The sequence below is a fragment of the Streptomyces sp. GL_141 genome, assembly GCF_057834385.1.
In genome coordinates, this window is the sequence record NZ_CM174402.1 from 6,652,916 (window position 1) to 6,669,384 (window position 16,469).

A 16,469-nucleotide genomic window follows, 5' to 3' on the forward strand; every position below is an offset into this window, starting at 1 on the left:
GAGATCCGGCGACGGGGCGCCGGCGGACGGCCGGATGCCGCGCGCGGAACGCGGGGCGAGGGCGGGGTGCGAGCCCGCCCGGCGGGACGAAGCGATGCCCCGGCCCGGCCGGAGGGATGGCGGGGCGTCCCGAAACGCACCTTCCGGCATGCTTTCGGCCCCCTCGGCAGGGCTATCGGGGCGCCGCCGCGTGGCCCGGATTCCCCTTGTGGCCGTGCGCCTGAAATAGTTCCCCCGGATGTTCGCCATCCCTAGACTCCCTGACGTCATGGGGGATTCTCGGGGGACTTAAGTGGGGCTGGAGTGCCGGAACTCGTACTGGAATTGAATGGAAGGACCTGGACGCTCGATCCGTCCAGGTCGTACTCGCTGGGGCGCGATCCCCAGGGAGACGTGGTGATCGATGACGCCCGGGTGTCGTGGCGGCACGCCACCATCGCCTGGAACGGGCGAGGTTGGGGAATCGAGGACCACGGCAGCACCAACGGCACGTACGTGCACGGGGCGAGGGTCCAGCAGGCCGAGCTCGTACCCGGCACGCCGGTGCACCTCGGCAACGCCACCGACGGGCCGAGGCTGAATCCCGTCGCGGGCGCGGCCGCCGCCGCGCCGCAGCCGGCCGTGGCGCAGCAGTCGCCCGCCCAGGCGTACGCGCAGCAGCCGCAGGCCCAGCAGCAGGCACCGCAGCACGCGCCGCAGCAGCCCTGGGAGCAGCAGGTCCAGCAGGCCCCGCCGTTCCCGCAGCAGCAGGCACAGCAGCCGCAGCAGGCGCAGTCCTTCCCGCAGCAGCACCAGCCGCACCAGCAGCAGCCGGGCGGCGGCGGCACCCCGGGCTACGGAGACCACCGCAGCCCGACGACGTTCCACCAGCTCGCGCTGGGCCACGTCATGCGCATCGGCCGTGCGCTGGAGAACGAGCTGGTGGTCTCCGACCTCCAGGTCTCCCGCCACCACGCGGAATTCCGCTCGATGCCGGGCGGCCGCTTCGAGATCCGCGACCTCGGCAGCCACAACGGCACCTACGTCAACGGCCAGCCGCTGGCGAAGTCGGGCACTGCGCTGCTCGGCCCGAACGACATCGTCGGCGTCGGCCACTCGACCTTCCGGATCGTCGGCGACCGCCTCGAAGAGTTCGTCGACACCGGTGACGTCTCCTTCTCGGCCCGCCACCTCACGGTCACGGTCGACGGCGGCAAGCAGATCCTCAAGGACGTCACCTTCGGCGTCCCCGAGAAGTCGCTGATCGGCGTCATCGGCCCCTCCGGCTCCGGCAAGTCGACGCTCCTCAAGGCGCTGACCGGCTACCGCCCGGCCAACGAGGGCGACGTCCTCTACGACAACCGCAACCTGTACAAGCAGTTCGCGGAGCTCCGCCAGCGCATCGGCCTGGTCCCGCAGGACGACATCCTGCACAAGGAGCTGAAGGTCAGCACCGCCCTCAAGTACGCGGCCAAGCTCCGCTTCCCGGGCGACACCGCCGAGTCCGAGCGCGCCGCCCGCATCAACGAGGTGCTGCGCGAGCTCAAGCTCGACATCCACAAGGACAAGAAGATCACCTCGCTCTCGGGCGGCCAGCGCAAGCGCGTGTCCGTGGCCCTGGAGCTGCTGACCAAGCCCTCGCTGATCTTCCTGGACGAGCCCACCTCCGGCCTCGACCCGGGCATGGACCGCGACGTCATGCAGCTGCTGCGCGGCCTCGCCGACGACGGCCGCACGGTCCTCGTCGTCACGCACTCGGTCGCCGAGCTGGCCATCTGCGACAAGCTGCTGGTCATGGCCCCGGGCGGCTCGGTCGCGTACTTCGGCCCGCCGGACGAGGCGCTGAACTTCTTCGGCTACTCCACCTGGGCCGACGTGTTCTCCGCCTTCGAGAGCTACCGAGACTACGACTGGGCCGGCCGCTGGAAGGGCTCGCAGCACTACCAGCTCTACGCCGCCGACATCGACGCGGTCGCCCCGCAGTCGGTGCAGCCCGCCGTGCAGCAGACCCGGCCGCCGAAGCCGCAGGGCTGGGGCTCCCAGCTCTGGACGCTGATGCGCCGCTACATGTCGGTCATCGCGTCCGACAAGGGCTTCATCGGGCTGATGCTGATCCTCCCCGCGGTCCTCGGCGTGGTCTCCGTCGTCATCCCCGCGAAGTTCGGACTCGCGCCGCCCGTGGCGCCGTCCCGCTTCAACGGCGACGCCGGCACGATCATGCTGATCCTCGCGGTCGGCATGTGCTTCTCCGGAGCCGCGAACTCGGTCCGCGAGCTGATCAAGGAACGCGTAATCTACGAGCGCGAGCGCGCGACCGGCCTGTCCCGGTCGGCGTACCTCGCGTCGAAGGTGATCGTCCTCGGCTTCATCACGGCCATCCAGGGCGTGATCATCTGCGCGATCGGCTTCTACCCGCGCGACCTGCCCGCCGAGGGTCTGCTGATGCCGCCGGCCGTGGAGATCTGCCTGTCGGTCATCGCGCTCGGCTTCACGTCCATGATGTTCGGCCTGGTGATCTCCTCGCTGGTGAAGACCGCCGAGAAGACCATGCCGCTGCTCGTCATGTTCGCGATCGTCCAGGTCGTCTTCACCGGCATCCTCTTCCAGGTCTACGACTCTCCGGGCCTGGAGCAGTTCGCCTGGCTGATGCCGTCCCGCTGGGCGATCGCCGCCGCCGGCACCACGCTGAACCTCGGCGTGCTCATGCCGCCGTGGGACGCGGAGAACCCGACCAACACCGACCCGCTCTGGGACGCCACGGCCGGCCAGTGGAGCCTGAACATCACGATCCTGCTGCTCCTCGGCGTCGCCTGCGGCTTCGCCGTGCAGCGCCTGCTGCGCCGCCACGAGCCCGAGGTCATGCGCGCGGGCAAGTGAGCCGGCGAGCAGGAACCAGGGCCGCGTAGGCGCGCGGGCACGCACGAAACGCCTCAGGGCGGCTCCGGAACACCGGGGCCGCCCTGAGGCGCATGGGGGGCTGGGGAGGACGCCAGGGGCCTAGTAGGCGCTGTTGACGTTGTCCATGGAGCCGTAGCGGTCGGCCGCGTAGTTGCAGGCCGCGACGATGTTGGCGACCGGGTCGTACTGGTCGAACTTGGTGCCCTTGACGTGGTACGCCTTGAAGGTCGGGGCGATGACCTGGAGCAGACCCTTGCTGGGGATGCCGTTCTGGGCGTTGATGTCCCAGTTGTTGATCGCCATCGGGTTACCGCTGGACTCGCGCATGATGTTCTTGTGGATCCCGGCGTAGGTGCCCGGAATGCCCTCGCGCTTCATGATGAAGAGGGCTTCCTTGATCCAGCCGTCCAGGTTGTTCGCGAAGACCGGCACGCGGTTCGCGGAACGGCTGGCGGCCGCCTTCTGCTCGCGGTCCTTCTTCGCGTCCGCCTCGGCCTTGGCCTTGGCAGCAGAGTCCTTGGCGGCCTTGGCGTCCTTCGCGACCTTGGCCTGCTGGCCCGCGACGACCTGCTGAACGGTGAGGTGCTGCTGCATGGCCTGCGCCTGCGCACCGTCGACGACCTTGGACCAGGCGACGGGAGCAGCGGCGACGGCCGTCTGCGTCTCGGCGGCGTCGGCCGGAACGAGGGAGAAGGCGAGGGCGGCGGCGCCCAGGGTGGCTACACCGGCGATGGAAAGCTTGTGCGCCTTCGTCATCGTCAGACGACGACTGTGGCCGGGAGTGCTGGTCTCGGTCATGCGTAGCAACCTCTTCGAATAGCGGGGGCCGCAGGAAAGCGCCTGCCGGATCCGGGATCCGCGGCGCTGTGCGGCGAGAGCAATTCTTAGCGGTGGCAAAATCCTGTGGCAAAGGTGTGACGTACGATCCCGCTTAGTGGATCAGGGGGCGGAGGCGGGCCCCGAATTCGGGGCCCGGTCCACGCGAGCCAGCGCTAACAGCGCTCTTATGCGTCCACTAGGGAGCTTCGTAAGTGATGTGCGTCCTATGCCCGGGCTCACATCGGTCACGTATCAATCTCACCAACCGTTGCGACAGCAATCCGTTCAGTGACCGTTCTCATCCTTGAGTAGCAGATGAACGTCCCCGAACTCGTGCCAGAGGCACAGATTCGCTACGGCTGAGGCATACCCGCGCAGTACGGCCTCCCGTCCGGCGACCGCCTCCAGCATCAGCAGGTGCGAGGCCCCGGGCTCGTGCAGCCCGGTCAGCAGCCCGTCCACCACCGACACCCCGCGCTCCGGCGTCACGACCAGACCGGTCCAGCCCCCGGCCGCCCGCACCACCCCGTCCCCGTCGGCGGCCGACTCCAGTGCCCGCACCGCCGTGGTTCCCACCCCGATCACCCTGCCGCCCGCCGCCCTCGCCGCGTTCACCAGCCGGGCCGTGGTCGCCGGCACCTCGTACCGCTCCGGGTACGGCGGCTCGTGCGCCTCCTGCGAGGCCACCCCCGTGTGCAGGGTCAGCGGAGCGAAGCACACACCCCGGCGCACCAGCTCCGCCACCAGCTCCGCCGTGAAGGGTCGGCCCGCGCTCGGCATCTCCGCCGAACCCGTCCCGTCGGCCCGGGGCACCGAGAACACCGTCTGGTACGCCGAGAGCGGCTGGTCCCGCTCCGTATAGGCGTACCGGATCGGCCGCCCGTACGAGCGCAGCAGCGCGGGCACCTCCTCCGGACGCCCCCGCGGCGGCCCGGGCCGCGCCCACCACAGCCGGTCCGCAGCGGGGGCCACCGGCTCCTCCAGTACGAGGCGCCACCCGCCCGGCAGCTCCACGACGGCCCCGGCGGGCCCCCCGGCCCGGGGCCGGGTCGTCCCCCGTACGACCCGGTCCCGCTCCCGGAGCTCCACCGCCCAGCGGCCGTCCCCGCCCTGCGTGGAGAAGTGCACGACGAGCTCCTCGCCGCCGAGCCGCCCGTCCACGGCGGCCGCCAGCGTCGCCGAGGTGTTCACCACCAGCACGTCCCCGGCGCTCAGCAGCCCCGGCAGCTCCCGGAAGGCGTGCAGCGACACCTCCGAGGCACCCCGCGAGACCAGCAGCCGCACCGAGTCCCGCCCCCGCCGCGCCCCCCGCTGCTCGGCGGGAACCCGGGCCGCAAGACCCGGCGGAATGTCCCTTATATACAGTCCCTTCTCCCGTAGCCCCCGCTCCCCACTCACGGCCCCACCCCATCCACCCGGACGACGCGGTCCGCCCCGGCGTCCCCATCCACCCGGACGACCTGGTCCGCCCCGGCGACCCGGTCCACTCCGGCGATCCCGTCCACTCCGGCGACCCCCTCCATCACGGCGGCCCCCTGTGCCCCGGTGACCCCCCGGGCTTCGGCGAGACCCTGTGCCCCGGCGGCCCCCCGGGCTTCGGCGAGCCCCTCGGCCGTGTACCGCCCGCTGGGCGCAGGCCCCGTGAGGAGGGTCAGCAGGACCGGGGCCACCTCCTGCGGCGTCGGCAGCGCCGCCAGGTCCTCCCCGGGGTCGGCCGCCGCCATCATCCGCGTCCGCATCGAGCCCGGATCCGCCCACCACACGCGCAGCCCCGGCTCCTCCACCGCCAGCACCGCCGACAGCAGGTCCCCCGCCGCCTTGGTCGCTCCGTAGCCACCCCAGGTCCCGTAGGGCACCACCGCCGCGTCCGAGCTGACGTTCAGCACCGCCCCGGCGGCGGCCGCCCGCAGCAGCGGCAGCGCCTCCTGGACCAGCCCCAGCGGCGCCACCACGTTCACCTCGAACGCCTCGCGCAGCCCCTCCAGCGGGTGCACCGCCAACGGCACCAGCGGCTCCGCACCCAGCACGCCCGCGTTGTTCACCAGCAGGTCCAGCCCGCCCAGCGCCCGCGCCGCCGCCACCAGCTCCGCCCGGTGCGCCGCCGAGGACACGTCCCCGGCCACCACCGTCACCCGCGCCCCCGCAGCCCGCAGGGCCTCCCCGGCCTCCGCCAGCGGGCCCGCACCCCGTGCGCTCAGCACCAGGTCCCAGCCCCGGGCCGCCAGCTCCCCGGCCACCGCCCGGCCCAGCCCCCTCGACGCCCCCGTCACCATCGCCACCGACATGACCGCACCCTCGCCTTCCGAACCGCCCGGCAGATGCCCCCAACGTAGGAACCCGGCGGCCCCCGCCGCCTCGGCCGCGGGCCGCACCCCGCCAGGTCCCTTCGCCCTAGGACGAGGACCTACGCCGAAACCCCGCCCCGAGGCGTGGACCTGCGCGGAGACCTACGCCGAGACCTACGTCGCGACCGGCCGCGGCCTACGCCCCCCGCCCGATCCGCCCGCCCCGGCGCCGCGAGTACCGTGAGGCCATGGACTCCGGACCCCGAGCCGCCCGCGGCGGCGGCCTCGCCGCCGTGAGCACCGCACTGCTCGCCATGAGCCGCCGGCTGGAGGTCCGTGACGTGCTGCGCACGATCGTCGCCTCGGCCCGCGAGCTGCTCGACGCCGAGTACGCGGCCCTGGGCGTCCCGGACGACCACGGCGGCTTCGCCCAGTTCGTCGTGGACGGCATCAGCGAGGAGCAGTGGCGGGCGATCGGCCCGCTGCCCCGCCAGCACGGCGTCCTCGCCGCGATGCTCCACCAGGACGGCCCCGAGCGGCTGGCCGACGTACGCGAGGACCCCCGCTTCGGAGGCTGGCCCGCCGCCCACCCCGACATGTCCGACTTCCTCGGGCTGCCCATCCGGGACGGCGAGGAGACCCTCGGCGCACTCTTCCTCGCGAACAAGCGGAGCACCCCGGGCGGCAGGCGCGGTTTCACCGACGAGGACGAGGAACTGCTCTCCCTCCTCGCCCAGCACGCGGCGATCGCCCTCACCAACGCCCGCCTCTACGAGCGCAGCCGCGAGCTGACCATCGCCGAGGAGCGCTCCCGGCTGGCCCACGAGCTGCACGACGCGGTGAGCCAGAAGCTCTTCTCGCTCCGCCTGACCGCACAGGCCGCCGCCGCCCTGGTGGACCGCGACCCGGCCCGCGCGAAGGACGAGCTCCAGCAGGTCGCCGTCCTCGCGGCCGAGGCCGCCGACGAACTGCGCGCGGCCGTCACCGAGCTCCGCCCCGCCGCCCTCGACGAGGACGGCCTGGTCGCCACCCTGCGCAACCAGGTCCGCGTCCTGGACCGGGCCCACACCGCGCACGTCACCTTCACCTGCGACGGCGTACGGGCCCTGCCCGCGGCCCAGGAGGAGGCGGTCCTGCGCGTCGCCCAGGAAGCCCTGCACAACGCCCTGCGCCACTCCGCCGGCGACCGGATCGACGTCACCCTGACCCGCCGGGAAACCGGGGGAGCCCTGCTCCGGGTGACCGACGACGGAACCGGCTTCTCCCCTCCCACCGTCCGCCGGGCGGGCCGGCACCTCGGCCTGGTCTCCATGCGGGACCGGGCCGCCGGCGTCGGAGGGAAACTCACCGTACGGTCCGATCCCGGCACCGGCACCACGATCGAACTGGAGGTACCCGGTGGCTGACACGCCGGGCCGTAGTGGCCGCGTCAGGGTGTTGCTCGTGGACGACCACCAGGTGGTCCGGCGGGGCCTGCGCACCTTCCTCGAGGTCCAGGACGACATCGAGGTGGTCGGCGAGGCGGCCGACGGCGACGAGGGCATCGAGCGCGCCGAGGAACTGGGCCCCGACGTCATCCTGATGGACATCAAGATGCCGGGCACCGACGGCATCGAGGCGCTGCGCCGGCTGCGCACGCTGGCGAACCCGGCGCGCGTCCTGATCGTCACCAGCTTCACCGAGCAGCGCACGGTGGTCCCCGCCCTGCGCGCGGGCGCGGCGGGCTACGTGTACAAGGACATCGACCCCGACGCCCTCGCCGCCGCCATCCGCTCGGTGCACGCGGGCCACGTCCTCCTCCAGCCGGAGGTCGCCGGAGCCCTGCTCGCCGAGGAGGGCCCCGGCCCGTCATCCGGCCGCGGCGGCAACCTGACGGACCGCGAGCGCGAGGTGCTGCACCACATAGCGGACGGGCGCTCGAACCGGGAGATCGCCCGTGCGCTCGTCCTGTCGGAGAAGACGGTGAAGACGCACGTCTCGAACATCCTCATGAAGCTGGACGTCGCGGACCGCACCCAGGCGGCACTGTGGGCGGTCAGACACGGCATCGCGCAGTGACCCACAAGGACAGTGACCCACAAGGACAGTGACCCACAAGCACAGTGACGCACACGGCCGGTGATTCATCCGGTCGGGTGTATGTAGCCCACATGGCGCATCCCGTTCGTCGGATGAGCGTTCTTCATGACGTGCCGCGGCGGCTGGCCGCGGCAGACGTACTGGAGGACGAGAACGTGAAGAACTTCAAGAAGGCCACCGCCGTCACCATGATCGCGGGCGGCCTCCTCGCCGCCGGCGCGGGTGTCTCGTCGGCGCACGGCGGTGCGTCGGCGGAGGGCGAGGCCCTGAACTCGCCCGGCGTGGCCGCGGGGAACCAGCTCCAGCTCCCCGTCCACATCCCCGCGAACGTCGTGGGCAACTCGGTCAACGTGATCGGCCTGCTGAACGGCGCCTGGGGCAACACGGGCGTCAACAACTGACCCCGCACCCTTCTTGACGAGGCCCTCGCACTGCTCGCCTTCTAGACGAGGCCCTCGCACTGCTCCGCAGGCTTCGCCCCGCTGCGCCGGCCTCCGACCGGCGGGCCAGTCGGGCCGGCGCAGCGGCCATGCACTTCGGCCCCGCTTCCCCCCTCTCCCTGGGAAGCGGGGCCGAGCCGTTCTCCGGCGCGGTACGGGCACTGCTCCGCGAGCTTCGCCCCGCAGGGCCGAACCGCGCAGCGCCGGCCCGATGGCGCAGCCGGGCCAAATCAGCCCCTCCGGCGTTTGAGGAGCTGGGTCCGGGGCGGCGCCCCAGAAGGCCCGGCGCAGCCGGGGCCGCTCGCGCAAGGGCGCCGCACCCGAATCCACCCGCAGCGGGGCCAGCTCGCGCAACGGCGCCGCACCCCCGATCCCCGCACCCCCCGCGGCCAGCGGCTAGCGCAACCGCTCCTCAACGGCCGAGTTGTACGCCGCGACCAGCGCCCGCCGGGCGACCCGCTCCACGGGCCGCAACGCCTCCGCGCGAGCCGCCATCTCGGAGGCGGCCACCGCCGCCCCGTGCCCCCGCTCGGTCGCCAGGGACACCATCAGGTCCACCCGCTGCGCCAGCGAGAGGACCCGTACCGCCCGTGCCGGATACCCCGGCGCCAGCGCGTCCCGCCCGGCTTCCGTCCGCGCCCGGTACGCGGACAGCGCCGCGTCCGCGACCGGACCGGATCCGGCCACGTCCAGCCGGGTCAGCACCACCGTGGCCTCGCGCAGCGCCTCCGCGAGTTCCCGTTCCGCCTCGCCGAGCGACGGCACGTCCGCCGGCGGGGCCTCCCGTACCGGCAGGCAGTGCCAGATCACCGACACGTGCACATCACCCGCGGGCCCGGCCTCCCGGACCTCCGGGACGAGCCCGACCGCCGCACCCACCGCGACGACCGCTTCCTCCGCGTCCAGCGCCCTCGCGTTGAATTCCGGCGGCCCGCTCAGCCCCAGCGGATGCCCCGGCGCCGGGAGCGCGATCCGCAGCCCGGTCACGCCCAGCACCCGCAGCCGGCCCAGCGCCAGGGTCAGACCCACCGGGCCGGATTCCCCGGGCAGCCCCTCCACCCGGTGCACGGAGTCCTCGCCCACGATCGACAACACGGCCTCGTCGGGCGAGACGAGACCGGCCAGCAGAGCGTTCCCCCAGGCGGCCAGCCGCCCTGAACGCGGTTCGAAAAGCATCCCCCCACTTTACGGACGGCCCCCCGGACCCGGGCCCGCGCCCGGAGCCCTCCCCGAGTGGCGTAGGTTTTCCCCTGGGGCTGCGCCCACCGACACGGGGCGGCGCACAGACGAACCGAGACTGCAAGGGGAGACAACACGCTCATGAGCGATGTTCTGGAGCTGGTGGACGTATCCGTGGTCCGCGAGGGCCGGGCTCTGGTGGACCAGGTCTCCTGGTCGGTCAAGGAGGGGGAGCGCTGGGTGATCCTCGGCCCCAACGGCGCCGGCAAGACCACACTGCTGAACCTCGCCTCCAGCTACCTCTTCCCCACCAAGGGTTCCGCCACCATCCTCGGCAGCACCCTCGGCAAGGTGGACGTCTTCGAGCTGCGCCCCCGCATCGGCATGGCCGGCATCGCGATGGCCGACAAGCTGCCCAGGCGCCAGACCGTCCTGGAGACCGTCCTCACCGCCGCGTACGGCATGACGGCCACCTGGCAGGAGGAGTACGAGGAGATCGACGAGCAGCGCGCCCGCGCCTTCCTCGACCGCCTCGGCATGACGCCCTACCTCGACCGGAAGTTCGGCACCCTCTCCGAGGGCGAGCGCAAGCGCACCCTGATCGCCCGTGCGCTGATGACCGACCCCGAGCTGCTGCTGCTCGACGAGCCCGCCGCGGGTCTCGACCTCGGCGGCCGCGAAGACCTCGTACGACGCCTCGGCCGGCTCGCCCGCGACCCGCTCGCCCCGTCGATGATCATGGTCACGCACCACGTCGAGGAGATCGCCCCCGGCTTCACCCACGTCCTGATGATCCGTCAGGGCAAGGTGGTCGCGGCCGGACCCATCGACCTCGAACTGACCTCCCGCAACCTCTCCCTCTGCTTCGGCCTGCCGCTCGTCGTCGAGCGCAACGACAGCGACCGCTGGACCGCCCAGGGCCTGCCCCTGCGGTAGTCGCGCCCACGGGCCCCAGCCGGGCCTCCCGCACCCTGTCCGGACCGTGCCCACCGACCTACCATGACCCTGTGGACATCGACGCGTGGGTGTGGTGGCTCATAGGCGCGGTCGGACTGGGCATCCCCCTCGTCCTGACCGCGATGCCCGAGTTCGGCATGTTCGCCGCCGGAGCGGTCGCGGCCGCCGTCACGGCGGCCCTCGGCGGGGGAGTGGTCGCCCAAGTCCTGGTCTTCGTGGCCGTGTCGGTCGCGCTCCTCGCGGTCGTCCGCCCGATCGCCAACCGGCACCGCAACCAGAAACCCCAACACCGCAGCGGCATCGACGCGTTGAGGGGGCGGAGCGCCGTCGTCCTGGAACGCGTGGACGCGAGCGGCGGCGGCCGGATCAAGCTCGCCGGCGAGATCTGGTCGGCGCGCTCCCTGGACGCGGACATCACCTTCGAACCGGGTCAGTCCGTCGACGTCGTGGAGATCGACGGGGCGACCGCCGTCGTCATGTGACGGACCGGCAGGATGTGACGAACCAGCACGTGAGCAACTCGCCTGTGTGCGAGCACATGTGGGCAAGCAGCCGACCCGCGGCCCCGGGGTCTGCGAGACTCCGCTGAACGGGGCAGCACAGACAGCCGGAAGGGCACGGGGAACCGCATGCAACCGATCATCATCGTTCTGATCATTCTGGTGGTTCTGGTCTTCATCGCACTGGTCAAGACGATCCAGGTGATCCCGCAGGCCAGCGCCGCCATCGTCGAGCGATTCGGCCGCTACACCCGCACCCTCAACGCGGGCCTCAACATCGTCGTCCCCTTCATCGACTCGATCCGCAACCGGATCGACCTCCGCGAGCAGGTCGTCCCCTTCCCGCCGCAGCCCGTCATCACCCAGGACAACCTGGTCGTCAACATCGACACCGTCATCTACTACCAGGTGACCGACGCCCGCGCCGCGACGTACGAGGTGGCCAGCTACATCCAGGCCATCGAGCAGCTCACCGTCACCACGCTCCGCAACATCATCGGCGGCATGGACCTGGAGCGGACCCTGACCTCCCGCGAGGAGATCAACGCGGCCCTGCGCGGAGTCCTCGACGAGGCCACCGGCAAGTGGGGCATCCGCGTCAACCGCGTCGAGCTGAAGGCCATCGAGCCGCCGACCTCCATCCAGGACTCGATGGAGAAGCAGATGCGCGCCGACCGCGACAAGCGCGCCGCGATCCTCCAGGCCGAAGGTGTCCGCCAGTCCGAGATCCTGCGCGCCGAGGGTGAGAAGCAGTCCTCCATCCTGCGCGCCGAAGGTGACGCCAAGGCCGCGGCCCTGCGCGCCGAGGGCGAGGCCCAGGCCATCCGTACGGTCTTCGAGTCCATCCACGCCGGCGACGCCGACCAGAAGCTGCTCGCCTACCAGTACCTCCAGATGCTCCCGAAACTCGCCGAAGGCGACGCCAACAAGCTCTGGATCGTCCCGAGCGAGATCGGCGACGCCCTCAAGGGACTCTCCGGAGCGATGGGCAACTTCGGCCCGATGGGAGCCGCGTCCGGCTTCAACCCGCAGAATGTCGGCAAGGACGGCGGCGGCACCGGCGGGATCCCCGCCGCCCGCGACAAGGACGCCGCGGAACGCCGGGAGCAGCCCCCGATCGACTGAAGGGGCCGCCCCCTCCGGCATGATCAGTGAGGCCCCCCGACCTTCATGGCGGGGAGGCGACTCACTCATGCAAAGGGGACGACCCCGCCCATGTCCATCTGGGAATCACTCGCGGTCTTCGCGGCCGGCATCGGCGCCGGCACCATCAACACCATCGTCGGTTCCGGCACCCTGATCACCTTCCCGGTGCTGCTGGCCACCGGCCTGCCGCCGGTCACCGCCAACGTCTCCAACACCCTGGGGCTCGTACCCGGTTCCATCAGCGGAGCCATCGGCTACCGCAAGGAACTCCAGGGCCAGCGCGCCCGCATCATCAGGCTCGGCGCCGTCTCCCTCGTCGGCGGACTCGCCGGCGCGATCCTGCTCCTCACCCTGCCGTCGGACTCCTTCGACACGATCGTGCCCGTCCTGATCGGCCTGGCCCTCGTGCTCGTCGTCTTCCAGCCCCGGCTCGCCGCCGCCCTGCGCAGGCGCCAGGAGGCAGCGGGCGGCGACACCGGCCACCCCGACGGGGGCCCGCTCCTGCTGTCGGGCATGCTGCTCTCCAGCGCGTACGGGGGCTACTTCGGCGCCGCCCAGGGCGTGCTCTACGTCGGCCTGATGGGCCTGCTCCTCCGCGAGGACCTCCAGCGGATCAACGCCGTGAAGAACGTCGTCGCGGCGATGGTCAACGGCATCGCGGCCGTCTTCTTCCTCTTCGTCGCCGAGTTCGACTGGACGGCCGTCCTGCTCATCGCCGTCGGCTCCACCATCGGCGGCCAGCTCGGCGCCAAAGTCGGCCGCCGACTGCCGCCCACCGTCCTGCGCGCTGTCATCGTGACCGTCGGGATCCTCGCGATCGTCCAGTTGCTGCTCCGCTGAGCGACGTAGAAAACGTACGTCGCCCAGCGCAGCCGTCTATCCAGCGGGACGATCCCGCCCTACGCGATCACAGGCAGCCCTACGCGGAACGCTCCAGCCACTCCGGCAGCGCCTCCCGCCCGCCCACCCCCAGCGCGAGCAGCATGGCGTCGGCCGGCGAGGGAACGAAGGGCTTGCGGAGGAGCGGCATCCCCGCCTCCTCCGGAGTCCGGGCCGCCTTGCGGTGGTTGTCCTCGGAGCAGGAGGCCACCGTGTTCAGCCAGGTGTCCCCACCGCCCTGAGCCCGCGGAAGCACGTGGTCCACGGTCGTCGCGCGCTTCCCGCAGTACGCGCACCGGTGTTGGTCCCGGATCAACACCCCCCTCCGTGACCAGGGAGCATGTCTCCGGAAGGGCACCCGGACGTACCTGCAGAGTCTGATCACCCGCGGCAACGGAAGCTCCATCGTGGCCGCGCGCACACGGAACTCGGGATGCGCCTGTTCGACCACGGCCTTGTCCTGGAGCACCAAGACCACAGCCCGGTTCATCGTCACCGTCGACAGCGGCTCGAAGCTCGCGTTCAGCACCAGCGTGTCCCGCATCTCGCCCACCTCCCGTGTGCAGGCCCGCGACCACCCTGGCGGCAAGGCCCGCAACCACTCTGGTCGCGCGCGCCACGCGGGACAACGCAATAAAAATGCCCGGTCCTGGTCGTCTTTAGACCAGGACCGGGCTAACGCTCGGAGAACGAAGGGCGGAACGCTCAGCCCGCGGGAGCCTCGTACTCACCGATGAGCTGCGCACGCCCCAGCGTGTGGAACCGCAGATTGAACCCGACGACGGCCGGCGAAACGTCCGCGCCGGGACCGAGCTTCTCCTCGTCCACCGCGTACACGGTGAACACGTACCGGTGCCGCTCCCCGGCCGGCGGAGCCGCCCCGCCGAAGTCCTGCGTGCCGTAGTCGTTGCGCACGTGCACGGCCCCGGCGGGCAGCCCCTCGAACTTCCCGCTGCCCGCCCCGGCCGGCAGCTCGGTGACCGAGACCGGCAGGTCGAAGAGCACCCAGTGCCAGAATCCGCTCCCCGTCGGAGCGTCCGGGTCGAAGCACGTCACGGCGAAGCTCTTCGTCCCCTCCGGGAATCCCTCCCACCGCAACTGCGGCGAGACGTTCCCACCGGACAGCACCTGGGCGGACCCCAGATCGGCCCCGGGCTCCAGGTCCGCACTGCTCACGGTGAACGCGTGCACCGCCGGATGGAAAGCGTGGGGGAGCGGCGCCCTGCTCTGCTCGGCCACTGCGGAACCTCCTACTGGATCGAGTCGACGCTGACCGTTACCTGTACACCGGTCGCTGTACCGGCACCGAGCCTAGATCCGCTCAGAACCAGTTGCGCTGCGAACCCACCGACGAGATCCACTGGTTCAGGTAGGCCGCCCAGTCGGTGCCCTGGTAGGACTGCAGCCCCACCTGGAAGCAGCGGAAGGTGTCGCTGCCCTCGCTGAACAGGCCCGGCTTCTTGTCCATCTCCAGGACGACGTCCATCTCGCGCCCGTCGGAGACGAAGGTCAGCTCGACCTGGTTCAGCCCCCGGTACTGCGACGGCGGCAGGAACTCGATCTCCTGGTAGAAGGGCAGCGTCTGGCGCGTCCCCCGGATGTGCCCGCGCTCCATGTCCGCACTGCGGAAGGTGAAGCCCAGCTGGGCGAAGGCGTCGAGGATCGCCTGCTGCGCCGGCACCGGGTGCACGTTGATCGCGTCGAGGTCGCCGGCGTCCACCGCGCGCGCGATCTCCAGCTCCGTGCTGACCCCGATGTTCATCCCGTGCAGCTGACGCCCCCCGAAGTGGGTGATCGGCGTCTCCCAGGGGATCTCCAGCCCGAACGGCACCACGTGCAGAGCGCCCGCCTGCACCTGGAAGGCACCACCGAGACGCTGCTTGGTGAAGACCACGTCCTGCTTGTACTCCTGGTCGTTGCCCTCCACCTCCACCCGCGCCTGGAGACCGACGGACAGCCCCTCGATCTGCTGCTCCACGGACCCGCCCTGGATCCGTACCTCGCCCTGGACGATCCCGCCCGGCACGACGTTCGGCTCGGTGATGACGGTGTCGACCGAAGCACCACCGGCACCCAGGCTCGCGAACAGCTTCCTGAACCCCATGCTCTGACTCCCCTATACGACTACGACGTGCTCGAAAAAGTCCTGCTCGACAGGACGCGCGCCACTGCGCGCGGTACTACCCCTACAAACGCGGAACCTTAGGCCCCGGTTGCAGGAGTACGCAGTCCACTACGCTCGACCGGATGAGCGCGCGCCCCGACCGTACGCCCCTGCTCCGGTCCTTCTTCGACCGCCCGGTCCTCACCGTGGCCCCGGACCTCCTCGGCCGCACCCTGGTCCGCCGTACCCCGGACGGCCCCATGGAGCTGCGCATCACGGAGGTGGAGGCGTACGAGGGGGAAGCCGACCCGGGCTCCCACGCCTACCGCGGCCGGACGGCGCGCAACGCGTCGATGTTCGGTCCACCCGGACACGCGTACGTCTACTTCATCTACGGCATGTGGTTCAGCCTCAACCTGGTCTGCGGCCCGCCGGGCCACGCGAGCGGTGTCCTGCTCAGGGCGGGGGAGATCACCGTGGGCGCGGAGCTGGCCCGCAAACGCCGAGTTTCAGCCAGAAACGACCGGGAACTGGCCAAAGGTCCGGCTCGCCTGGCCACCGCCCTGGCCGTGGACCGCTCCCTGGACGGCACGGACCTCTGCAGCGGTACGGATTCCCCCTTGTCCCTGCTGACCGGCACCCCCGTGCCGCCGGACCTGCGGAGCCACGGCCCCCGCACCGGAGTGGGCGGCGCCGGCGCGGCCCACCCGTACCGCTACTGGATCACCCACGACCCGACGGTGAGCCCGTACCGAGCCCACGGGCCACGCCGCCGCTCAACTTGACTCGGCGCGGGCGGACGCCTAACGTAGCCCGAGCCGCTTGAACGGGGCACTGCTATCAGCAGACCCCCAGAGCGGCCAACCCACTACCTACGACTTACCCCTGGCGGGGTCTTATTCGGCATGTCCGAATTCGATTTCGAACGGCCGATTATGAGCCACACGGGATAAGCGCTAATGTGGTGGAGCGCCGAAAGGCAAAGACCCTCCAACGGTCACCGAATTCAAATCCAGAGTCGGAAACGACAACGGAAATGATCTGGTAGAGTTGGAAACGAAGGAAGCGCCCGGAGGGCCTGGAAACAGGAACAAAGGAAGCGTCCGCTCCTTGAGAACTCAACAGCGTGCCAAAAATCAACGCCAAAAAGTTGATACCCCGTCCATTTCGGTGGATGAGGTTCCTTTGAAAAAGACCTGTGAGG

The 16,469-nt window shown here is 71.1% G+C and carries 15 protein-coding genes and 1 pseudogene; 9 read left to right on the forward strand and 7 right to left on the reverse strand.

Going from position 1 to position 16,469, the window contains the following annotated elements; all coding sequences use genetic code 11:
- Positions 1–303: 303 nt before the first annotated feature.
- On the forward strand, positions 304–2,856 hold the full coding sequence (locus AC3IX6_RS29585; RefSeq protein ID WP_489366153.1) for an ABC transporter ATP-binding protein/permease: 2,553 nt from the start codon (positions 304–306) through the stop codon (positions 2,854–2,856).
- 120 nt (positions 2,857–2,976) lie between these two features.
- On the opposite strand, the gene AC3IX6_RS29590 is transcribed toward AC3IX6_RS29585, so the two are convergent.
- From AC3IX6_RS29590 to AC3IX6_RS29600, 3 genes and pseudogenes are all read right to left on the reverse strand, one after another.
- Positions 2,977–3,675, reverse strand: a complete 699-nt coding sequence (locus AC3IX6_RS29590; RefSeq protein WP_489366155.1) for a transglycosylase SLT domain-containing protein — start codon at positions 3,673–3,675, stop codon at positions 2,977–2,979.
- Positions 3,676–3,981: 306 nt separating this feature from the next.
- Entirely contained in the window at positions 3,982–5,094 is a 1,113-nt protein-coding gene (locus AC3IX6_RS29595) for an S-adenosylmethionine:tRNA ribosyltransferase-isomerase (RefSeq protein ID WP_489366157.1), read from the reverse strand.
- Between the two features lie 191 nt (positions 5,095–5,285).
- Positions 5,286–5,981 (reverse strand): annotated as a pseudogene (locus tag AC3IX6_RS29600) (SDR family NAD(P)-dependent oxidoreductase); the annotation flags it as partial.
- A 248-nt stretch (positions 5,982–6,229) separates the two neighbouring features.
- On the opposite strand from AC3IX6_RS29600, the gene AC3IX6_RS29605 reads away from it, so the two are divergent.
- The 3 genes from AC3IX6_RS29605 to AC3IX6_RS29615 all read left to right on the forward strand — a co-directional run bounded on the left by AC3IX6_RS29605 (position 6,230) and on the right by AC3IX6_RS29615 (position 8,461).
- Positions 6,230–7,387: a GAF domain-containing sensor histidine kinase gene (locus AC3IX6_RS29605; protein WP_489366159.1), complete on the forward strand. Its 1,158-nt coding sequence runs from the start codon at positions 6,230–6,232 to the stop codon at positions 7,385–7,387.
- On the forward strand, positions 7,380–8,039 hold the full coding sequence (locus AC3IX6_RS29610; RefSeq protein ID WP_489366161.1) for a response regulator: 660 nt from the start codon (positions 7,380–7,382) through the stop codon (positions 8,037–8,039). Before AC3IX6_RS29605 ends, AC3IX6_RS29610 begins: the two co-directional genes overlap by 8 nt.
- Positions 8,040–8,215: 176 nt before the next feature.
- On the forward strand, positions 8,216–8,461 hold the full coding sequence (locus tag AC3IX6_RS29615) for a chaplin (RefSeq protein ID WP_243338617.1): 246 nt from the start codon (positions 8,216–8,218) through the stop codon (positions 8,459–8,461).
- 435 nt (positions 8,462–8,896) lie between these two features.
- Here AC3IX6_RS29615 and AC3IX6_RS29620 read toward each other — a convergent pair whose 3' ends face one another.
- The gene (locus AC3IX6_RS29620) at positions 8,897–9,676 is read right to left on the reverse strand and encodes a hypothetical protein (RefSeq protein WP_489366163.1); all 780 of its coding nucleotides are present in this window, start codon (positions 9,674–9,676) and stop codon (positions 8,897–8,899) included.
- Between the two features lie 144 nt (positions 9,677–9,820).
- Between AC3IX6_RS29620 and AC3IX6_RS29625 the strand changes: the two genes are divergently transcribed.
- The 4 genes from AC3IX6_RS29625 to AC3IX6_RS29640 all read left to right on the forward strand — a co-directional run bounded on the left by AC3IX6_RS29625 (position 9,821) and on the right by AC3IX6_RS29640 (position 13,122).
- On the forward strand, positions 9,821–10,615 hold the full coding sequence (locus AC3IX6_RS29625; protein WP_327252042.1) for an ABC transporter ATP-binding protein: 795 nt from the start codon (positions 9,821–9,823) through the stop codon (positions 10,613–10,615).
- A 71-nt stretch (positions 10,616–10,686) separates the two neighbouring features.
- Positions 10,687–11,118, forward strand: coding sequence for an NfeD family protein (locus AC3IX6_RS29630; protein ID WP_489366165.1), 432 nt, complete (start codon positions 10,687–10,689; stop codon positions 11,116–11,118).
- A 147-nt stretch (positions 11,119–11,265) separates the two neighbouring features.
- On the forward strand, positions 11,266–12,261 hold the full coding sequence (locus AC3IX6_RS29635) for an SPFH domain-containing protein (protein ID WP_489366167.1): 996 nt from the start codon (positions 11,266–11,268) through the stop codon (positions 12,259–12,261).
- 90 nt (positions 12,262–12,351) lie between these two features.
- Positions 12,352–13,122 (forward strand): sulfite exporter TauE/SafE family protein, encoded by a 771-nt coding sequence (locus AC3IX6_RS29640; RefSeq protein WP_489366169.1) that lies wholly within the window; start codon positions 12,352–12,354, stop codon positions 13,120–13,122.
- A gap of 79 nt (positions 13,123–13,201) precedes the next feature.
- Here the strand turns inward: AC3IX6_RS29640 and AC3IX6_RS29645 are convergent, their stop codons facing one another.
- From AC3IX6_RS29645 to AC3IX6_RS29655, 3 genes are all read right to left on the reverse strand, one after another.
- Positions 13,202–13,705, reverse strand: a complete 504-nt coding sequence (locus AC3IX6_RS29645) for an HNH endonuclease (protein ID WP_254387938.1) — start codon at positions 13,703–13,705, stop codon at positions 13,202–13,204.
- A gap of 161 nt (positions 13,706–13,866) precedes the next feature.
- Positions 13,867–14,400 (reverse strand): YbhB/YbcL family Raf kinase inhibitor-like protein, encoded by a 534-nt coding sequence (locus AC3IX6_RS29650; RefSeq protein ID WP_489366171.1) that lies wholly within the window; start codon positions 14,398–14,400, stop codon positions 13,867–13,869.
- Between the two features lie 82 nt (positions 14,401–14,482).
- Complete coding sequence (locus tag AC3IX6_RS29655) at positions 14,483–15,265, reverse strand: sporulation protein (RefSeq protein ID WP_250742210.1); 783 nt, start codon at positions 15,263–15,265, stop codon at positions 14,483–14,485.
- A 143-nt stretch (positions 15,266–15,408) separates the two neighbouring features.
- Here AC3IX6_RS29655 and AC3IX6_RS29660 point away from each other — a divergent pair, with 143 nt between their 5' ends.
- Positions 15,409–16,050 carry a DNA-3-methyladenine glycosylase gene (locus tag AC3IX6_RS29660; RefSeq protein ID WP_489366173.1) on the forward strand — a complete coding sequence of 214 codons (642 nt, stop codon included), beginning with the start codon at positions 15,409–15,411 and terminating at the stop codon, positions 16,048–16,050.
- Positions 16,051–16,469: the final 419 nt, after the last annotated feature.

What these genes read in the sequence shown, in the direction of transcription:
- AC3IX6_RS29590 (WP_489366155.1), bottom strand. Translation starts at nt 3,675, where the DNA reads ATGACCGAGACCAGCACTCCCGGCCACAGTCGTCGTCTGACGATGACG.
- AC3IX6_RS29605 (WP_489366159.1), top strand. Translation starts at nt 6,230, where the DNA reads ATGGACTCCGGACCCCGAGCCGCCCGCGGCGGCGGCCTCGCCGCCGTG.
- AC3IX6_RS29620 (WP_489366163.1), bottom strand. Translation starts at nt 9,676, where the DNA reads ATGCTTTTCGAACCGCGTTCAGGGCGGCTGGCCGCCTGGGGGAACGCT.
- AC3IX6_RS29625 (WP_327252042.1), top strand. Translation starts at nt 9,821, where the DNA reads ATGAGCGATGTTCTGGAGCTGGTGGACGTATCCGTGGTCCGCGAGGGC.
- AC3IX6_RS29635 (WP_489366167.1), top strand. Translation starts at nt 11,266, where the DNA reads ATGCAACCGATCATCATCGTTCTGATCATTCTGGTGGTTCTGGTCTTC.
- AC3IX6_RS29640 (WP_489366169.1), top strand. Translation starts at nt 12,352, where the DNA reads ATGTCCATCTGGGAATCACTCGCGGTCTTCGCGGCCGGCATCGGCGCC.
- AC3IX6_RS29645 (WP_254387938.1), bottom strand. Translation starts at nt 13,705, where the DNA reads ATGCGGGACACGCTGGTGCTGAACGCGAGCTTCGAGCCGCTGTCGACG.
- AC3IX6_RS29655 (WP_250742210.1), bottom strand. Translation starts at nt 15,265, where the DNA reads ATGGGGTTCAGGAAGCTGTTCGCGAGCCTGGGTGCCGGTGGTGCTTCG.
- AC3IX6_RS29660 (WP_489366173.1), top strand. Translation starts at nt 15,409, where the DNA reads ATGAGCGCGCGCCCCGACCGTACGCCCCTGCTCCGGTCCTTCTTCGAC.